Origin of the sequence: Rhizobium sp. BK212 (assembly GCF_014197475.1) — a bacterium.
Taxonomy (GTDB): domain Bacteria; phylum Pseudomonadota; class Alphaproteobacteria; order Rhizobiales; family Rhizobiaceae; genus Rhizobium; species Rhizobium anhuiense.
Genome location: NZ_JACIFS010000011.1, coordinates 97,117 through 114,147, shown reverse-complemented (window position 1 = coordinate 114,147; position 17,031 = coordinate 97,117). Strand labels below are relative to the sequence as shown.

The window sequence follows — 17,031 nt, the reverse complement described above, 5'->3', positions numbered from 1 at the left end:
AAAGCCAGAGAACCGATTAATTCATTAAATGACGGATGAGCTCGTCATCCGAGTTCATCGTATCCTTGACGCGGACCATGTAGTTTTCGCCTGAACGCCCGAACTCGCACACATACAATTCCTTGCTGTTGGCGCTGACCTCGACGCGCACGTCGCCGCTGTCGCGGAACGGAATGACGTCGCCGACCATCAGCTTCGATATCGTGCGCAGCGTCAGGTCCTGCAGCCTGATCTTGGCCTCGAGCGTGACATGCGAGCGGCGGACCTGGTCGCCGAGCTGTTCGGTCCATTCCGCCGAGCTGCTGCCAGCCTGGCGCTTCGGCTTCGGCGGCGTCACCTTGGTCTTGAGCAGCGCCGTCTGCGGAACGATCAATGCGAATTCCGAAACGATGCCGGCAAGGGTGATTGACATGTTGATGGCGGCGGCGAACTCGTCCGGGCGATCCTCGGCCGGGCGGGCGCGTGTGTCATGGGAGTGCGGAGCCGAAAGGCTCGGTTCGAAGCCGCCCGGCGCGTTGACGGCCGAGCGCAGCACCTTGGCGATCTTGTCGAAGACCATGACCGCCAGATCGAGTTCGATGATCGAAAGCACCCGATCGGCCGGTTCTTCGATCGTATCGGCGGTGGCGCCGAGCAGGTGCTCCATCAGCGTGATGACGAACCCGTTGCCGCAGGCCAGCGTAATGTTCTGCGACCAGTTGCGCAGCGTCGCGTCGACGAGCGTGACGTTCGCACTCAGGTCGTCGACCAGATGGTTCTTGTAGCCGATCTCGCAGCCGAGATAGTTGACCGTCACGTCGAGCCCGGTCTCGCTTTTGATGACGTCGGGAAAGAATTCGCTGTAGATTTCCCCAAAGGAGCTGCAGATCTTGGCGACCCTGCCTTTGTCGCCAAGCCCGCCTGTCAGTTTGGCGAGAAGGGCAGGATCCATAGCCGGTTTGTCGTGCGAAGGATTGCTCATGGTCATTTAAGCCGCCTTGTTTTCGCCGCCTGGATTCATCATTTCCTGTTCGACCGCATCGATGGACGGACGCTCGTAGGCCGAAATCGTCTTGCGGCCGTATTCGAGAGCGACCTGCGGCACCGACCCGTTCATATAGGCAAGTAGTGTCTGCTTGACGATGACGTAGAGGCGGTGCTGCTTGTTGCGTACCACCTTGATCTGCGAGACCAGCGGCGAGCAGACGCAGTAAGACAAGAGAATGCCGAGGAAGGTGCCGACAAGCGCCGAGCCGATCAAATGGCCGAGCACTTCAGGCGAATCATTGATGTGGGCCATCGCCTTGATGACGCCGAGAACGGCCGCGACGATGCCGATCGCCGGGAAGGAATCGCCCATGATCTGGATCGAGTGGTAGGGCTTCATCTTGTCGTGCATGATGGTGTTGAGCTCTTCATCCATCAGCGCTTCGATCTCGTGGCTGCGCGCGTTGCCGATGATGATCAGGCGCACGTAGTCGCAGATGAACGCTGTCAGTTCCTTGTTCTTTAGAACAGTCGGAGCCTGCTGGAAGATCGTCGATTCGGCCGGATTGTCGATATGGGCTTCGATTTCGTTGCGCGACTTGGTGCGCAGGTCGCGCATCAGCGAATAGAGCACGCCGAGCGTGTCGAGATAATTGCGTTCCTTCGGCACGGCGTGCTTGAAGGCTTCGCCGAGCGCCTTGCCGGAATCCTTCACCACCTTCATCGGGTTCGCCATGATGAAGCTGCCGAGACCGGCGCCACCGATGATGACGAATTCGAAGGGCTGGAACAGGGCGTCCACGTGGCCGCCCATCGCCATGAAGCTGCCGATGACACAGCCGCAAGTCACTATAAATCCGATAATGATATTCATCGTCAGCCCAATCTGAACGTTACTTTTCTCTAAGACGGATAGGATTTCTGCCTTGCGTGAGGCTGATGAAAAGGCCGCTCGCAAGGCATTTCCACGTGCCAGCTTCGCGCAAGCATCTGCCGTCAGTCTAAAGGAGACGAATGGGTGTCCGCACCCGTTTTCTGAGATGCCGCCTCAGCGAAATCCCGGCCGAACCACTCAAGACGACGCCCGGCTTTTCGTTCCGTTCATCGCCAATGCTTGGAGCTTACCGACATGCAATCCGGTCTTTATGTTTCTCTGTCGTCGCAGATGGCCCTCGAAAAGCGCCTGAACACCATCGCGGACAACATGGCGAACGTGAACACCACCGGTTTTCGCGCCACTGAGGTGAAGTTCGACGAGATGGTGGCGAATACCAAGAACAAGCTGAATACCAAGGTCGCCTTCGTTTCCCAGGGCAACGACTACCTGAACGAAGGAAATGGCGAACTGCAGCATACCGGCAACATGCTCGATTTCGCCATCAAGGGCGATGCCTGGTTTGCGCTCGATACGCCGGCCGGCCGCGTGCTGACGAGGGACGGGCGCTTCACGATCAAGGATACCGGCGAACTCGTGTCGATCAGGGGATATCCCGTTCTCGACGCCGGCGGCGCGCCGATCCAGCTCAACACCAAGGGCGGCGAGCCGGCCGTCGGCACCGACGGCATCATCTATCAGGCCGACCGCCAGGTCGCTTCGCTCGGTCTGTTCGAAGCCGATATCAGCAAGGGTTACCTGCGCTACGAAAACAGCGGCATCATGACCACCGACCAGCCGCGCGCCGTTGTCGACCGCTTCAATATCGGTGTCGAGCAGGGATATCTCGAAAACTCCAATGTCAACGCCATGCGCGAGATCACCCAGCTGATCGAAGTCAACCGCGCCTTCGAAAGCGTTTCGTCGCTGATGCGTGACAGCGAGGATTCCTTCAAGGAAGCCGTCCAGACGCTTGGGGGCAGCCGCTGATGCACGTCGCCAGAAATGTCCGGCGGTTTTGGGAGGACGGCATGCATAAGAGCAAAGGCCGAAAATGCGGCGCATGCTGCATGCTGCACGCGACGTGTTTTAGGGCGGGACTTGAAGCATGAGCACCAGGCTACTGTCCGAGGACGGCCTTTCCCCGAAGCTGGCGCATCTGGCAGGCCTCGTCGAGCGCTATGCATCGCCGGAGTTCGCCGTTGCCCATGGCGGTCGCGTGCAGACCATCGCCGCTGGCCATTACACGGTGCGCGGTCTCTCCCGCCATGTTCGTCTCGGGGAGTTCGTCGCCCATAAATCGGCCACCGGCATCCATCTCGGCGAAGTCGTGCGCGTCGAGCCGGACCTGATCTATGTCTGCCCGATCGAACCCGGCGAGCCGATCGGCATCCACGATACGGTCATCCGCAAGGGCGCCTTCCGCATTTCGCCGTCGGACAGCTGGTGCGGGCGCACCGTCAACTCGCTTTGCGAGCCGATCGACGGGCTGGGTCCGATCACCGAGGGCCTCGATCGCCGCTCGATCTCCAACACCGCGCCGCCTTCGATGACCCGCAAGCGTGTTCAGACCGGCTTCAAGACCGGGGTGCGCGCCATCGACATCTTCTCGCCGCTCTGCCTCGGACAGCGCCTCGGCATCTTCGCCGGTTCCGGCGTCGGCAAGTCGACGCTTCTGTCCATGCTCGCCCGCGCCGATGCCTTCGACAAGGTTGTCATTGCTCTCGTCGGCGAACGCGGCCGCGAGGTGCGCGAATTCATCGAGGATACGCTCGGCAGCAATATGAAGAAGGCGATCGCCGTCGTCGCCACCAGCGACGAGAGCCCGATGCTGCGCAAGATGGCACCGCTGACGGCGGTCACCATCGCCGAGCATTTCCGCGACAAGGGGGAGAACGTCCTCTTCATCGTCGACAGCGTCACGCGTTTCGCCCATGCGATCCGCGAAGTGGCGACCGCCTCCGGCGAGCCGCCGATCGCGCGCGGTTATCCCGCGTCCGTCTTCACCGAGCTGCCGCGCCTGCTGGAACGCGCCGGTCCCGGCCCCGAGGGCGCCGGCACCATCACGGCGATCATCTCGATCCTCGTCGACGGCGACAACCACAACGACCCGATCGCCGACTCGACGCGCGGCATTCTCGACGGTCACATCGTCCTGCAGCGCAGTCTCGCCGAAGAAGGGCGTTATCCGCCGATCGATCCGCTGGCCTCGATCTCGCGTCTCGCCCGCAAGGCCTGGACGCCGGACCAGGAAAAGCTGGTGTCGCGGCTGAAAGTGCTGATCCACCGCTTCGAGGAGACGCGCGACCTGCGCCTGATCGGCGGTTATCGCCAGGGCGCCGATCCCGATCTCGACATGGCGGTCAAGCAGGTGCCCATCATTTACGACGTCCTGAAGCAGTCGCCGGGCGACCGTGACTCGCCCGATGCCTTTGCCGATCTCGCCGGCGCGCTCAAGGCCGCAGCCGGTATGGGCAATCAGGGCGGACAGATTCAGAGGAGATAGACGTGGCTGAATTCGACGACGAACGCATCGCTTCCTTGAAGCAGCGCAGGAAGACCGCCATGCTGGATCGGCTTCTGACCTTCACCGGCCTGGCGCTGGCCGGCGCCGCCGCTTTCTTCCCCTGGTATGTGTTCTTCAACGAGGACAAGTTCGGCATCAACGTCGCCGCCAGCGGCAATTCCCGCGACCTGCCGGATTGGCCGGCCCGCAACGTCTTCAGCGTCTCGCCGCTTGCCATGGTCAACAAGAACGAGGGAGAGAAGAAAGCTCCGCCGATCGATCCGCTGACGACGGCGACGGTCTCCGATCTCGGCAAGGAGCGCGATGGTGGCCCGATACTGGAAGATCAGCCCTTTCCCGGCAAATCTTCCTTCCGCCTGCTGCACGTCTCCAACGGCCGGGCGCTGATCGAGGATACCTCGGGCATGTATGTGGTGCGCATCGGCTCGATCCTGCCCGACGAAAGCCGCCTTGCGGCCCTCGAGCAGCGCGACGGAAAATGGGTGATCGTCACCTCCAAGGGCGAGACCTACCAGAACAATTGAACCTGCCCGCAGGTGCCGAACACGAAAGGGCTCCGCCGCGAACCGGCCGGAGCCCGGTTTCCTTTTGGAGCTCCGCTTTCCTTTAGCCGTGGCCTTCTCCGAAAAGCGGCTCGAAGCCTGAATTCCCGTAAGTCCCACGCAAGATTACCGCACTAGGTTCGGGGCAGTAAAAACGGAGAGTTCTCATGCAACCGATCCAACTTTTCGACTTGGCTTCGCGACAGGCGGAATGGCTGACGGTCCGTCAGCAGGTTGTTGCCAGCAACATCGCGAATGCCAATACCCCGAAGTTCCATGCCAAGGATGTCACGCCTTTTGACGCCGTGCTCGACAAGTCCGATATCACCATGGCGCGCACCAATCCGGCGCATCTGAGCGGCAATGATTTCAGCGACAGCGGCGATATCGACGTCAAGGAAGCGGCACTCGACCAGGAAATCGGCATCCAGGAATCCGGCAATACGGTCGGTTTGGCCGAAGAGCTCTCCAAGTCGGGCGATATCAAGCGCCAGTACGATCTGAACACCTCGTTGGTCAGTTCCTTCAACCGTATGATGTTGATGACCGTCAGGAAGTAAAATCATGGATCCGCTTTCAGCAGCAATGAAAATCGCCGGTTCGGGACTCGAGGCGCAGTCGACGCGCCTGCGCATCGTCTCGGAGAACATCGCCAACGCCCGCTCGACCGGTGATACGCCCGGTGCTGACCCCTATCGCCGCAAGACAATCACCTTCGGCCAGCAGATGGATCGCACCAGCGGCGTCGAGACGGTCAACGTCAAGAAGGTCGGTGTCGACGAAGGCGATTTCAGCACGGAATTCGACCCCAGCAATCCGGCTGCGGACCAGAAGGGCGTCGTCAAGCTGCCGAACGTCAACATCCTCGTCGAGATGGCCGACATGCGCGAAGCCAACCGCTCCTATGACGCCAATCTGCAGACGATCAAGCAGACCCGCGATCTCATCTCCTCCACGATCGATCTCCTGAAGAGCCAATAATAATGATCAGCAGCGTCCAGAATGTCAGCAATCTTTCGATGACCCGCGCGCTTGGCGCCGTCGACACCGAAAATTCCGCCTCATCGTCTGCCGCCGCCACCATGCCGGGCACCGCCGGTGCGGCCAACGGCATGAGCTTCGCATCTGTCATGGGCAACATGGCGAGCGATGCGGTCAGCAGCCTGAAGGGTGCGGAAAGCATGTCTTTTGCCGGGATCAAGGGTACAGCGACGACGCGTGAAGTCGTTGATTCCATGCTCCAGGCCGAGCAGACGCTGCAGACCGCAATTGCCATCCGCGACAAGGTCGTCTCGGCCTTTCTCGAAGTCACCAAGATGCAGATGTAACTGATTTGAGGACGAACACATGAGAGCGCTCGCCATTGCAGCAACGGGCATGGATGCCCAGCAGACCAATCTGGAAGTCATCGCGAACAACATCGCGAACATCAACACGACGGGTTTCAAGCGCGCCCGCGCTGAATTCTCCGATCTTCTCTACCAGACAGAACGCGCCAAGGGTGTCGCCAACCGCGCCAACCAGGCCGTAGTGCCGGAAGGCGCCAATATCGGCCTCGGCGTCCAGACCTCGGCGGTCCGCAACCTGCATCTCCAGGGCGAACTGACGCAGACCGGCAACGACCTCGACGTGGCGCTGATCGGCAAGGGCTTCTTCCAGATCCAGTCGACCGACGGCACGACGCTTTATACCCGCGCCGGCGCCTTCAACAAGAACGACCAGGGCCAGCTCGTCACCATCGACGGCTACGAGGTTCTTCCCGGCATCACCATTCCGACGGGCTCGACCGAGCTGACCATCAGCCGCTCCGGCGAAGTCTCGGCGAAGCTGCCGGGTGCGACGGATGCGACCGTGCTCGGTCAGCTGACGCTTGCCGACTTCGTCAACGAGGCGGGCCTCCAGCCGCTCGGCGACAATCTCTTCCAGGAAACGGCCGCCTCCGGCGAAGCCGTCATCGGCAATCCCGATGAGGAAGGTTTCGCTTACATGAAGCAGGGTTATCTGGAATCGTCGAACGTCGATCCGGTGAAGGAAATCACCGAGCTGATCTCGGCCCAGCGCGCTTACGAAATGAATTCCAAGGTGATCACCACCGCTGATGAAATGGCCTCCATCGTCAGCAAGAACCTGAAGTAAAGGGAAGGGCCGAAACATGATGTTTTGCCGGGTAGGACACATCTCAGGATGGGTGGCGGCCGCCACGATCGCAGTCGCGGGCATTTTCTTGCCCGCGGAGGTGGATGCCGGCATGGGTTATGCCGTTGTCCCGACAACGATCATCTACCCCGGCGATACATTGTCGGCCAGCCAGCTTCAGGAGGTCGAGGTCACCAACCCCAACCTCGCCGGCGACTATGCCAAATCCCTTTCACAGGTCGAAGGCCTGGTTTCCAAACGCACGCTCTTGCCGGGTCGTACGATTTCTGTCTCGGCGCTGCGCGACCCCTATACAGTGACGCGCGGCTCTACGATCCGCCTGGTCTTTTCGCTTGGCCCAATGACCATCTCCGCCGCCGGCACGCCGCTTGAAGACGGCGCGACGGGGCAGCTCATCCGCGCGCGCAATATGGATTCCGGCGTCATCGTCAGCGGCACGGTGCTTGCGGACGGCACGGTCCATGTGAGGGCAAAATGAAATTGTTCTTCCGTTTCTTAACCCTTGTCGCGGTTCTCGCCATGAGTTTGGCCGATGTCGCGCCCGCTTGGGCGCTGACCTCCCGCATCAAGGACATCGCCTCGCTTCAGGCCGGCCGCGACAACCAGTTGATCGGTTACGGCCTGATCGTCGGCCTGCAGGGAACCGGCGACGGCTTCCGTTCCTCACCCTTCACCGAGCAGTCGATGCGGGCGATGTTGCAGAACCTCGGCATCTCGACCCAGGGCAGCCAGTCCAGCGCCAAGAACACCGCGGCGGTGATGGTCACCGCCAACCTGCCGCCCTTTGCAAGTCCGGGCAGCCGTATCGACGTCACGGTCAGCTCGCTCGGAGACGCCACGTCGCTGCGCGGCGGCACGCTCGTCATGACCTCGCTGTCCGGCGCCGACGGCCAGATCTACGCGGTCGCGCAGGGCGCCGCCATCGTTTCCGGTTTTCAGGCGCAGGGCCAGGCGGCGACCGTGACCGAAGGCGTCACCACCGCCGGCCGCGTGCCCGGCGGCGCGATCATCGAACGCGAACTGCCGTCCCGCTTCAAGGATTCGGTCAATCTCGTCCTGCAGTTGCGCAACCCCGACTTCTCGACGGCGATCCGCATTGCCGACATCGTCAACGGTTATGCTTCGGCGCGTTTCGGCGGTCCGGTCGCCGAAGCCAAGGATTCGCAGGAAGTGGTGATCCAGAAGCCGCGCACGGCCGATCTTACCCGGCTGATGGCCGATATCGAAAATCTCATCGTCGAAACCGACACGCCGGCCAAGGTCGTTATCAACGAGCGCACGGGCACGATCGTCATCGGCTCTGACGTCCGCGTCTCGCCGGTCGCCGTCAGCTACGGCACCCTGACGGTTCAGGTCACCGAGACGCCGCAGATCATCCAGCCCGAACCCTTCTCGCGCGGCCAGACCGCCGTCCAGCCGCAGACCGATATCGCGGCCGAGCAGACTGGCGGGCGCGTCGCCATCATCGATGGGCCCGACCTCAGGACCCTCGTCGCCGGCCTCAACAATATCGGCGTAAAACCGGATGGCATCATCGCCATTCTCCAGGGCATCAAGTCGGCAGGCGCCCTGCAGGCGGAGCTTGTGCTGCAATGATAAAGATCATCAATCCTGACATGACGGTCCTGCAACTGCTGCGCCGGCTGGCGCTGCCGGCCGCAGGCCTCGTTCTTCTGTCAATCCCCGGCGCCTTCGCGCAGGAACATGCGCCCGCTGGCGACATCACCTCCCAGGACGAGATCAAGCAGTTCTGCACCAACATCGCCGATCCCGCCCGCGACCAGCGGTACCTCCTGCAGAAGCAGGAACTGGAAAAGCTTCGCGCCGACATCGATGCCCGCATGGCGGAGATGGACAAGCGCAAGGCCGAATACCAGGACTGGCTGAAGCGGCGCGACGATTTCCTGAAGCAGGCGGAAGCCGGACTCACCGAAATCTACAAGAAGATGAAGCCGGATGCGGCCGCACTCCAGTTGCAGGACATGAAGATCGAGGTGGCCTCCGCCGTGATCATGCGGCTCGGTCCGCGGCAGTCGAGCCTCATCCTCAACGAGATGGACCCGAAAAAGGCCGCGTCCATCGCCAGCGTCATCGCCAGTGCGTCCGATCCCAATACGTCGAAGGATCCTTCATGAATATGCGTTTTCCGGCCGCGATCGCCGCCCTCGCGCTCCTTGCAGGCTGCCAGTCTCCGACGGCAGTCAGCGAGATCGGCCGCGCGCCCGCCATGAGCCCGATCGGCAGCGGCCTTGCCTACGGCCAGACGCCGCAGATGGCGCTTTATCCGAAGCAGCCGCGCGCCGTGGCGCAGGGCTATTCGCTGTGGAGCGATTCGCAGGCCGCCCTGTTCAAGGATGCGCGCGCGCTCAACGTCGGCGACATCCTGACCGTCGACATCCAGATCAACGACAAGGCTTCCTTCGACAACGAGACCAACCGCAGCCGCACGAATTCGAGCGGCATGAACTGGGACGTCAACGCCCAGATCTTCGGTTGGACGCCCGAGTCCAAGACCGACCTGACCTATGGTTCAGACACCAGTACCGACGGCAAGGGCAAGATCGAGCGCACCGACAAGATCACCCTGCTTGTCGCCGCCGTCGTCACCGGCATTCTCGAAAATGGCAACCTCGTCATATCGGGCTCGCAGGAAGTCCGCCTGAACCAGGAACTACGCATCCTGAACGTCGCCGGCATCGTTCGTCCGCAGGACGTCAATTCCGACAACCAGATCTCCTACGACAAGATCGCCGAAGCCCGCATCTCCTACGGCGGCCGCGGGCGCCTGATGGAAGTGCAGCAGCCGCCACGCGGCCAGCAGGCCGTCGATCTTTTCTCGCCGCTTTGAGGTTGAACGACGATGGCAGAGCCAGACGCAAGCGCAGGTCAACCGAAGAAGAAATCCGCGGCGCTGATGACGATCATCGGCATCGCCGTCCTGACCTTGCTCGGCGCCGGCGGCGGCTGGGCGGTCGGCACGATCGTCGCGCCCAACGTCAAGGGCGCCAAGGAGGCCGAGCAGGCCAAGGAAGCCGAGGCCAAGAAGAAGGCCGAGGAAGGTCTGGCGCGGATTTCGACCGAGGCCAACAACATCGTCCAGCTCGAGCCGATCACGTCGAACCTTGCCTACCCCTCGGAAAACTGGGTGCGACTCGAAGTCGCGCTGCTGTTTAACGGGCCGCCGGATGTCAAGGTTTCCGAGGATATTCATCAGGATATCCTCGCCTATATCAGAACCGTTTCCCTCCAGCAGATCGAGGGGCCGCGGGGCTTTCAATATCTCAAGGATGACATACAGGAACGTGTTGACCTTCGCTCGCAAGGGCGGGTATCGAAGGTCATGTTCAGGACATTTGTCATCGAATGATTCGTCTCATAGTTTTCCTTGCCGCCATGATGGCGGTACCGGAACTGGCGGTGGCACAGCAGCTGCCGACTGACTTATTGAACGTGCCGGTCGATGGCTCCGTTGCCGCCTGGATCATCCGCACTTTCGGCCTGCTGACCATTCTTTCGGTCGCGCCGGGCATCCTGATCATGGTGACGAGCTTTCCGCGCTTCATCATCGCCTTCTCGATCCTGCGTTCAGGCATGGGTCTCTCCTCGACGCCCTCCAACATGATCCTCCTGTCGCTGTCGCTGTTCATGACCTTCTACGTCATGTCGCCGACCTTCGATCAGGCCTGGCAGAACGGCGTGCAGCCGCTGCTTGCCAATCAGATCAACGAGACCGAGGCGGTCCAGCGTATCGCCGAACCCTTCCGCACCTTCATGGCGGCCAATACCCGCGACAAGGATCTGGCGCTCTTCGTCGATCTGGCGCGCGAACGCGGACAGAATATCCAGACGACCGATCCGATCGACTACCGCGTGCTGATCCCGGCCTTCATGATTTCCGAGATTCGCCGCGGCTTCGAGATCGGCTTCCTCGTTGTGCTGCCGTTCCTCGTCATCGATCTGATCGTCGCCACCATCACCATGGCGATGGGCATGATGATGCTGCCGCCGACCTCGATCTCGCTGCCGTTCAAGATTCTCTTCTTCGTGCTGATCGACGGCTGGAACCTGCTCGTCGGCAGCTTGGTGCGCTCGTTCAGCTGAGCGGCTGCCGCTAAAACGTGCTGCGCAAAGCACGCAGCGGTGCTGCGATCACAACATGCGTAAAAGCCAGGACCGGAGTGCGGGAGCGAATCTGAAAGATTGCGACGCGGCTTTAGCCTTCACCAATGAAAAACCCGCCGGAGCGATCGCCTCGGCGGGTTTTTCGTAGCGGTTGAAAAGCCTCACTCGGCCGCGAATGGCCCCGTGCGCGGCGGCAGCGCCGGAATGTCCATGTGATCGGGTGCAAGACCCTGCTTGGCACGCTCGGCCATGATTTCATAGGCCTGCTCAAGATGGTTGCAGAACCGTTCGGCATCGAAGAGCGGCGCAATGTAACGCTTTTCCTTGAGATGCGCCTTGTATGCGGCGATCCGTCCGGGATTCTGAGCCAGCTCGACAGCCATATCCTCATAGGCCTGCAGGTCGTCTGCGACGAGGTCGGGCAGGTCGATGGCCCTGAGCAGGCTCTCGCTGACGCGTGAGGCGAAGTTGGTGCCCTTGACGGTCAGAACCGGCAGGCCGCCCCAGAGCTGCTCCGAGGTGGTCGTGTGGCCGTTGACGGGGAAGGTATCGATGCCGATGTCGGCCGCCTGCTGACGGTCGATGTGTTCTTCGTAGGGTGCGCGCGGGCAGAAGATGATCCGCTTGGCGGAGATCCCCGCCGCCTGGAATTGCTTCAAGAGATTCGCCTGGTTGCGCGGCGTGTTCGCCATCAGCCAGAGCACGCTGTTAGGCGCACGCTTGAGAATGCGGCACCAGCTGTTGATCGTCTCCGGCGTAATCTTGCGGTTACCGTTGAAGGACGCAAAGATGAAGGCGTCTTCCGGCAGGCCAAGCTGCTCGCGGGTGACAGGGCGCGGCTTCGGGCGATGCATCGGGTCGTTCGGCTGATAGCTTTCCGGCAGCCGGCAGAATTTCTCATGGTAGAAGGGCTTGGCCACCTCGGGCAGCACCGAATGGTCGCCGATGACGTAGTCGAGGTCGATATTGACCGTGCTCCCGGGGAAGCCGAGCCAGCCGACATGAACCGGTGCGAGCGGCAGGTTGAAGGCCGGCGCGCGGCTGCCCGAAGTGTGGCCCTTCAGGTCGACCATGATGTCGATATTGTGCTCGCGCACCACTTCCAGCACCGCCTGATCGGAGAAGCCGTGAATGGTGACGACCCGGCCCCAGCGGCTGCGGTCGGTCGTGTTGTGCTTGAGGTACTCCGGGCCTGTGTGGCAGAAGAGCGTCACCTCGAACCGGTCCTTGTCGTGCAATTCGAGGATGCGCTGCAAGAGCTTCATCGTCGCATGGCGATCCCAGAAGTCCGATGACATGTAGCCGATCCGGATCTTGTCCGACCAGCTGTGCGGCTGGCTGCGACGGAAGGCCACCCGTTCCGGATTGAGGGGGGTGGTGCCGATCGTCGCATACCGGTTGAAGTCCTCATTGCCGCACCAGTGCAGATGATAGAACGGGTTGTCCTTGCGCAGGATCTCGATATCGCCCTTTGCAAGGGCCGCGTCGATTACTGCCTGATGCTTGCTCGCCTCTTCGAACTCGTTGAATTCGCGGGCGAAAACAAGGTGAAGGAAGCGGAATGCCAGATTCCCGGGAAAACGCTTGAAGATATTGCGCGCCAGGTTCTGGTTGGTTGCGTCGTTCAGATCGTCGCTCAGCAGCAGCGCCGCCAGGCGCATATGCTCTGGATTGGAGCTTTGCGACAGCACCGTCTTGAACGGGCGGATGATATCCCGCTGCTGGCGCTTCAGATAGATAGCGGTGATGATGAACGCGAGCTCCGGGTCTTCCTGCGCCTTGGCGAGGTTTCGCATGGCGATCAGCAGGGCATCGTCCTCGTTGCCGGTCTCGTAGTGCAGCTTGGCAGCCTGTTTCTGGTATTCGTAGGAATTCGGTCCTTCGCAGTTGCCGGCCAGGCCATAGGCTTTCGCGGCATCGGCCTTGAAGCCGAGCTGCACGAGGTTCTTGGCCAGCAGCGCATAGGTCTTGGCGTCCTGCTGGATATCCATCAGCTGGTTGAGCGTTGCCAAGGACTGTGTGTAGCGGCCCATCTGGTAATCCTTGGATGCCGCAGAGAACGAAACTTTGCTGTTCAAAACCCAACTCCGTGAAGGAAATGTTCTGGCGTCGATCGCCGCGGCACGGACAGGCCGTCCTCCGCAAAACGAGCGGATCGGTCCGATGGTGCTATCTCGGCGCCTGCCACATTGGCATTCGAAGCTTGCTTGAAACCGGTGCGCTTGGTGAACCTCTGTTTTCGCGGGGAAATGCCGACTTTTGCCCAGGGAAAACGCTTGGTTTTCAAGAGAATTAGAATGCAAAGGAATATATTCAGCAAGCATTAACTATGGCCCGCGAGGAGCCGGCCTGGAGCCTGTATTTTTAAGGAGTTGGCAAGCATTGGCTGCGAGATTGCCCTGGACATGACGGGTTTGGGCCAAACAAAAAAGGCGCCGAGTAGCATGAAGCTGGTCCGTCATCGCCGGTACTATAGTCCGGTATGTCCTCCTTTTTGTATCTAGTTTTCCAGGGGACAGACTTATGACAAGCATTAACACGAATACTTCCGCGCAGGCCGCTCTCCAGACGCTGCGTAACGTTAACCAGAACCTCAACAGCACGCAGAACCACGTTTCGTCTGGTTACCGCGTTGAAAAGGCTTCGGATAACGCTGCTTACTGGTCGATCGCAACGACCATGCGTTCTGACAACAAGGCCCTCTCGGCTGTCTCCGACGCTCTCGGCGTAGGCGCTGCAAAGGTCGACACCGCTTACACCGCCATGGACAGTGCCATCGACGTCGTCGGCGAGATCAAGGCGAAGCTCGTTGCCGCGACTGAAAATGGCGTCGACAAGGCCAAGGTGCAGGAAGAAATCAGCCAGCTGCAGCAGCAGCTCCTGAGCGTCGCGCAGTCGGCTTCCTTCAACGGCGAAAACTGGGTTGCCGGCGCCTCTGGCACCAAGAGCGTTGTTTCTTCGTTCGTCCGCGACGGCTCCAACGCCGTTTCGATCACGACGACCGACTACGTACTCGACAGCGGCTCTGCGGGCAACGTTCTGTTCGGCATGAGCGGCGGCTCGGTCGAAACCTCCACGGGTATCCTCGGCACTTCGACCGGTGCGACTGGTTCGATCTACGCAATGGACATCACCAACTTCACCGCCGGCCAGATCCAGTCGGCTCTGACCAACGTTGAATCGGCTCTGAAGGCCATGACCAGCGCTGGCGCTGCTCTCGGCTCGCTCTCCAGCCGCATCGACGCCCAGGACAACTTCGTGTCCGCTCTGAGCGACTCGATCGACTCCGGTGTCGGCCGTCTCGTCGACGCCAACATGGAAGAAGAATCCTCCAGGCTCAGCGCGCTCCAGACCCAGCAGCAGCTGGCAATCCAGTCGCTGTCGATCGCGAACTCCTCTTCGCAGAACATCCTGTCGCTCTTCCGCTAAGACCGGTCGGCACAAGATTTCCAAGTTTCGCGGCCGGGTCATCCCCGGCCGCGAAATGTTTTAATATAAGGTTAATGAAAATCCTTCTAAGTCTCAGATATTTTTAAGATATTTCCAATTCGAATTCAGCTTTCCTTAACCATCTTGCTGTTTTCTAGGCCCATCGAAACGGCGAGTTAACCTTAACAAGAATGGTTAACAGGCATGATGCTGATCGCTGTGGGCCGGCCCAAAATCCGGAATGTCCCTTCTTAAAATCTGCCAACAAGGGGCAAGCAAACTATGACGAGCATCAACACCAATAACGCTGCAATGGCAGCCCTCCAGACTCTCCGTGGCATCAACCAGGGTCTCCAGGAAACCCAGGCTCACGTTTCGTCCGGCTATCGCGTCGGCAAGGCTTCCGACAACGCTGCTTACTGGTCGATCGCAACGACCATGCGTTCTGATAACAAGGCTCTCTCGGCTGTTTCCGACGCTCTCGGCCTCGGCGCTGCAAAGGTCGACACCGCTTACTCCGCCATGGACAGCGCCATCGATGTCGTCGGCGACATCAAGGCGAAGCTCGTTGCCGCCACTGAAAACGGCGTCGACAAGGCCAAGGTCCAGGAAGAAATCAGCCAGCTGCAGCAGCAGCTCCTGAGCGTCGCGCAGTCGGCTTCCTTCTCCGGTGAAAACTGGGTTGCCGGCGCTGACGGCACCAAGAACGTCGTTGCCTCCTTCGTCCGTGACGGCTCCAACGCCGTTTCGGTCGTGATGACCGACTACGTACTCGACAGCGGCTCCATGGGCAACGTTCTGTTCGGCATGAGCGGCGGTTCTGTCGAAACCTCCACGGGTATCCTCGGCACTTCGAATGGTGCGACCGGTTCTGTCTACGCAATGGACATCACCAACTTCACCCTCGGCGAAATCCAGTCGGCTCTGACCAACGTTGAATCGGCTCTGAAGGCCATGACCAGCGCCGGCGCTCAGCTCGGCTCGATCTCCAAGCGCATCGAACTGCAGGAAAACTTCGTGTCCGCTCTCAGCGACTCGATCGACTCCGGTGTCGGCCGTCTCGTCGATGCCAACATGGAAGAAGAATCCTCCAAGCTCAGCGCACTGCAGACCCAGCAGCAGCTGGCCGTCCAGTCGCTGTCGATTGCGAACTCCTCTTCGCAGACCATCCTCACGCTGTTCCGCGGCTAATAACCCTCGGAAACATCAGCCCGCCGGTCTCCGGCGGGCACTGGTATCGAGCCGCGCTTCGATGGAGCGCGGCTTTTTTAATGTCTGTTAACGATCCATTAACCATAATGCTGTTTTCTGCGTCCAACGAGACGGTGAGTTAACCAAATTTAAGAACCGGTTAACAGGCATGAAGCTGATCCCCGTTCCCGGTGGCCTTCCGGAATGTCCCTTTTTTCTTTTTGCCGACGAGGGGCAATCATTTCATGACCAGCATTTTGACGAACGTCGCGGCGATGGCCGCTCTCCAGACACTCCGCGGCATCAACGACAACCTTGAGGACACGCAGAACCGCGTATCATCGGGTTACCGCGTCGAAAAGGCTGCTGACAACGCCGCCTACTGGTCGATCGCAACGACCATGCGTTCGGATAACAAGGCCCTCTCGGCTGTTTCCGACGCTCTCGGCCTCGGCGCCGCCAAGGTCGACACCGCTTACTCCGCCATGGACAGTGCCATCGACGTCATCACCGAAATCAAGGCGAAGATCGTCGCTGCAACCGAAAAGGGTGTCGACAAGGCTAAAGTTCAGGAAGAAATCAGCCAGCTGCAGCAACAGCTCCTGAGCATCGCGCAGTCGGCTTCCTTCTCCGGTGAAAACTGGGTTGCCGGCGCTGACGGCACCAAGAGCGTCGTTTCCACTTTCGTCCGCGATGGCAACGGCAATGTCTCGGTCAAGACGACGGACTATATTCTGGACACGAGCTCCGCGGGCAACGTTCTCTTCGGCATGGACTCGACCGGCACGATCGAGACCAGCTCCGGCATTATCGGCACATCATCCGGTACGATCGGCTCGATCTACTCGATGGACATCACCAACTTCGATTCGCCTGAGATTTCCATGGCCCTGACGTCGATCGAGGCAGGCCTTGAGGCGATGACCAAGGCTGCATCGCAGCTCGGCTCGATTTCCACTCGCATCGAGCTGCAGGAAGGCTTCGTCAGCGCGCTCAGCGATTCGATCGACTCCGGTGTCGGCCGCCTCGTCGACGCCAATATGGAAGAAGAATCCTCCAAGCTCAGCGCCCTGCAAACCCAGCAGCAGCTGGCGATCCAGTCGCTGTCGATCGCCAACTCCAGCGCTCAGAACATCCTTACGCTGTTCCGCAGCTAAGTCAGGCCTGAAGCTGGACCGAATCTTGCGCCATCGTCTGGCCGCACACATAAAGCCTCCCGGACC

At 60.5% G+C, this 17,031-nt stretch carries 19 protein-coding genes; 16 read left to right on the top strand and 3 right to left on the bottom strand.

The features are described from left to right. Positions 1–16: 16 nt before the first annotated feature. Both FHT79_RS27645 and motA read right to left on the bottom strand, forming a co-directional pair. Positions 17–967: a FliM/FliN family flagellar motor switch protein gene (locus FHT79_RS27645; protein ID WP_183904526.1), complete on the bottom strand. Its 951-nt coding sequence runs from the start codon at positions 965–967 to the stop codon at positions 17–19. Further along, the gene (gene motA, locus FHT79_RS27640) at positions 968–1,840 is read right to left on the bottom strand and encodes a flagellar motor stator protein MotA (RefSeq protein WP_097544545.1); all 873 of its coding nucleotides are present in this window, start codon (positions 1,838–1,840) and stop codon (positions 968–970) included. A 255-nt stretch (positions 1,841–2,095) separates the two neighbouring features. Between motA and flgF the strand changes: the two genes are divergently transcribed. The 13 genes from flgF (at position 2,096) to fliP (ending at position 11,167) form a co-directional block, all read left to right on the top strand. Then, positions 2,096–2,830, top strand: a complete 735-nt coding sequence (gene flgF, locus FHT79_RS27635) for a flagellar basal-body rod protein FlgF (protein WP_028755554.1) — start codon at positions 2,096–2,098, stop codon at positions 2,828–2,830. A gap of 118 nt (positions 2,831–2,948) precedes the next feature. Further along, positions 2,949–4,346, top strand: a complete 1,398-nt coding sequence (gene fliI / locus FHT79_RS27630; RefSeq protein ID WP_047615224.1) for a flagellar protein export ATPase FliI — start codon at positions 2,949–2,951, stop codon at positions 4,344–4,346. A gap of 2 nt (positions 4,347–4,348) precedes the next feature. Continuing rightward, complete coding sequence (locus tag FHT79_RS27625; protein WP_097544546.1) at positions 4,349–4,891, top strand: flagellar protein; 543 nt, start codon at positions 4,349–4,351, stop codon at positions 4,889–4,891. A gap of 185 nt (positions 4,892–5,076) precedes the next feature. After that, positions 5,077–5,469, top strand: coding sequence for a flagellar basal body rod protein FlgB (gene flgB / locus FHT79_RS27620; protein ID WP_097544547.1), 393 nt, complete (start codon positions 5,077–5,079; stop codon positions 5,467–5,469). 4 nt (positions 5,470–5,473) lie between these two features. Next, positions 5,474–5,890 carry a flagellar basal body rod protein FlgC gene (gene flgC / locus FHT79_RS27615; RefSeq protein ID WP_028755550.1) on the top strand — a complete coding sequence of 139 codons (417 nt, stop codon included), beginning with the start codon at positions 5,474–5,476 and terminating at the stop codon, positions 5,888–5,890. Positions 5,891–5,892: 2 nt separating this feature from the next. After that, complete coding sequence (locus FHT79_RS27610; RefSeq protein WP_168332635.1) at positions 5,893–6,237, top strand: flagellar hook-basal body complex protein FliE; 345 nt, start codon at positions 5,893–5,895, stop codon at positions 6,235–6,237. Positions 6,238–6,256: 19 nt separating this feature from the next. Continuing rightward, positions 6,257–7,045, top strand: coding sequence for a flagellar basal-body rod protein FlgG (gene flgG / locus FHT79_RS27605; RefSeq protein WP_028755548.1), 789 nt, complete (start codon positions 6,257–6,259; stop codon positions 7,043–7,045). Positions 7,046–7,061: 16 nt separating this feature from the next. Continuing rightward, a complete protein-coding gene (gene flgA / locus FHT79_RS27600; protein ID WP_183904525.1) occupies positions 7,062–7,544 on the top strand; it encodes a flagellar basal body P-ring formation chaperone FlgA in 483 nt (160 codons plus the stop codon). After that, positions 7,541–8,662 (top strand): flagellar basal body P-ring protein FlgI, encoded by a 1,122-nt coding sequence (locus FHT79_RS27595; RefSeq protein WP_183904524.1) that lies wholly within the window; start codon positions 7,541–7,543, stop codon positions 8,660–8,662. The genes flgA and FHT79_RS27595 overlap by 4 nt, the downstream gene beginning before the upstream one ends. Then, on the top strand, positions 8,659–9,201 hold the full coding sequence (locus FHT79_RS27590) for a MotE family protein (protein ID WP_097544551.1): 543 nt from the start codon (positions 8,659–8,661) through the stop codon (positions 9,199–9,201). Before FHT79_RS27595 ends, FHT79_RS27590 begins: the two co-directional genes overlap by 4 nt. Beyond that, positions 9,198–9,914 carry a flagellar basal body L-ring protein FlgH gene (gene flgH, locus FHT79_RS27585; RefSeq protein WP_028755544.1) on the top strand — a complete coding sequence of 239 codons (717 nt, stop codon included), beginning with the start codon at positions 9,198–9,200 and terminating at the stop codon, positions 9,912–9,914. The genes FHT79_RS27590 and flgH overlap by 4 nt, the downstream gene beginning before the upstream one ends. A gap of 12 nt (positions 9,915–9,926) precedes the next feature. After that, entirely contained in the window at positions 9,927–10,433 is a 507-nt protein-coding gene (locus FHT79_RS27580) for a flagellar basal body-associated FliL family protein (RefSeq protein ID WP_097544552.1), read from the top strand. Continuing rightward, positions 10,430–11,167 (top strand): flagellar type III secretion system pore protein FliP, encoded by a 738-nt coding sequence (gene fliP / locus FHT79_RS27575; protein ID WP_003556541.1) that lies wholly within the window; start codon positions 10,430–10,432, stop codon positions 11,165–11,167. Before FHT79_RS27580 ends, fliP begins: the two co-directional genes overlap by 4 nt. Positions 11,168–11,349: 182 nt before the next feature. Here fliP and FHT79_RS27570 read toward each other — a convergent pair whose 3' ends face one another. Continuing rightward, complete coding sequence (locus tag FHT79_RS27570; RefSeq protein ID WP_028756334.1) at positions 11,350–13,266, bottom strand: glycosyl transferase; 1,917 nt, start codon at positions 13,264–13,266, stop codon at positions 11,350–11,352. A 445-nt stretch (positions 13,267–13,711) separates the two neighbouring features. Here FHT79_RS27570 and FHT79_RS27565 point away from each other — a divergent pair, with 445 nt between their 5' ends. The 3 genes from FHT79_RS27565 to FHT79_RS27555 all read left to right on the top strand — a co-directional run bounded on the left by FHT79_RS27565 (position 13,712) and on the right by FHT79_RS27555 (position 16,965). Continuing rightward, complete coding sequence (locus tag FHT79_RS27565; protein ID WP_097544554.1) at positions 13,712–14,617, top strand: flagellin; 906 nt, start codon at positions 13,712–13,714, stop codon at positions 14,615–14,617. 282 nt (positions 14,618–14,899) lie between these two features. Continuing rightward, positions 14,900–15,808: a flagellin gene (locus tag FHT79_RS27560; protein WP_029868419.1), complete on the top strand. Its 909-nt coding sequence runs from the start codon at positions 14,900–14,902 to the stop codon at positions 15,806–15,808. A gap of 245 nt (positions 15,809–16,053) precedes the next feature. After that, positions 16,054–16,965, top strand: coding sequence for a flagellin (locus FHT79_RS27555; RefSeq protein WP_097544582.1), 912 nt, complete (start codon positions 16,054–16,056; stop codon positions 16,963–16,965). Positions 16,966–17,031: the final 66 nt, after the last annotated feature.

Bases quoted from the DNA above. Each gene is read 5' to 3' on its own strand.
- FHT79_RS27610 (WP_168332635.1), top strand. From the start codon at position 5,893: ATGATCAGCAGCGTCCAGAATGTCAGCAATCTTTCGATGACCCGCGCG.
- FHT79_RS27580 (WP_097544552.1), top strand. From the start codon at position 9,927: ATGGCAGAGCCAGACGCAAGCGCAGGTCAACCGAAGAAGAAATCCGCG.
- flgH (WP_028755544.1), top strand. From the start codon at position 9,198: ATGAATATGCGTTTTCCGGCCGCGATCGCCGCCCTCGCGCTCCTTGCA.
- motA (WP_097544545.1), bottom strand. From the start codon at position 1,840: ATGAATATCATTATCGGATTTATAGTGACTTGCGGCTGTGTCATCGGC.
- fliP (WP_003556541.1), top strand. From the start codon at position 10,430: ATGATTCGTCTCATAGTTTTCCTTGCCGCCATGATGGCGGTACCGGAA.
- FHT79_RS27555 (WP_097544582.1), top strand. From the start codon at position 16,054: ATGACCAGCATTTTGACGAACGTCGCGGCGATGGCCGCTCTCCAGACA.
- flgC (WP_028755550.1), top strand. From the start codon at position 5,474: ATGGATCCGCTTTCAGCAGCAATGAAAATCGCCGGTTCGGGACTCGAG.
- fliI (WP_047615224.1), top strand. From the start codon at position 2,949: ATGAGCACCAGGCTACTGTCCGAGGACGGCCTTTCCCCGAAGCTGGCG.
- FHT79_RS27565 (WP_097544554.1), top strand. From the start codon at position 13,712: ATGACAAGCATTAACACGAATACTTCCGCGCAGGCCGCTCTCCAGACG.
- flgA (WP_183904525.1), top strand. From the start codon at position 7,062: ATGATGTTTTGCCGGGTAGGACACATCTCAGGATGGGTGGCGGCCGCC.
- flgG (WP_028755548.1), top strand. From the start codon at position 6,257: ATGAGAGCGCTCGCCATTGCAGCAACGGGCATGGATGCCCAGCAGACC.
- flgF (WP_028755554.1), top strand. From the start codon at position 2,096: ATGCAATCCGGTCTTTATGTTTCTCTGTCGTCGCAGATGGCCCTCGAA.
- FHT79_RS27595 (WP_183904524.1), top strand. From the start codon at position 7,541: ATGAAATTGTTCTTCCGTTTCTTAACCCTTGTCGCGGTTCTCGCCATG.
- FHT79_RS27560 (WP_029868419.1), top strand. From the start codon at position 14,900: ATGACGAGCATCAACACCAATAACGCTGCAATGGCAGCCCTCCAGACT.
- FHT79_RS27645 (WP_183904526.1), bottom strand. From the start codon at position 967: ATGACCATGAGCAATCCTTCGCACGACAAACCGGCTATGGATCCTGCC.
- FHT79_RS27590 (WP_097544551.1), top strand. From the start codon at position 8,659: ATGATAAAGATCATCAATCCTGACATGACGGTCCTGCAACTGCTGCGC.
- flgB (WP_097544547.1), top strand. From the start codon at position 5,077: ATGCAACCGATCCAACTTTTCGACTTGGCTTCGCGACAGGCGGAATGG.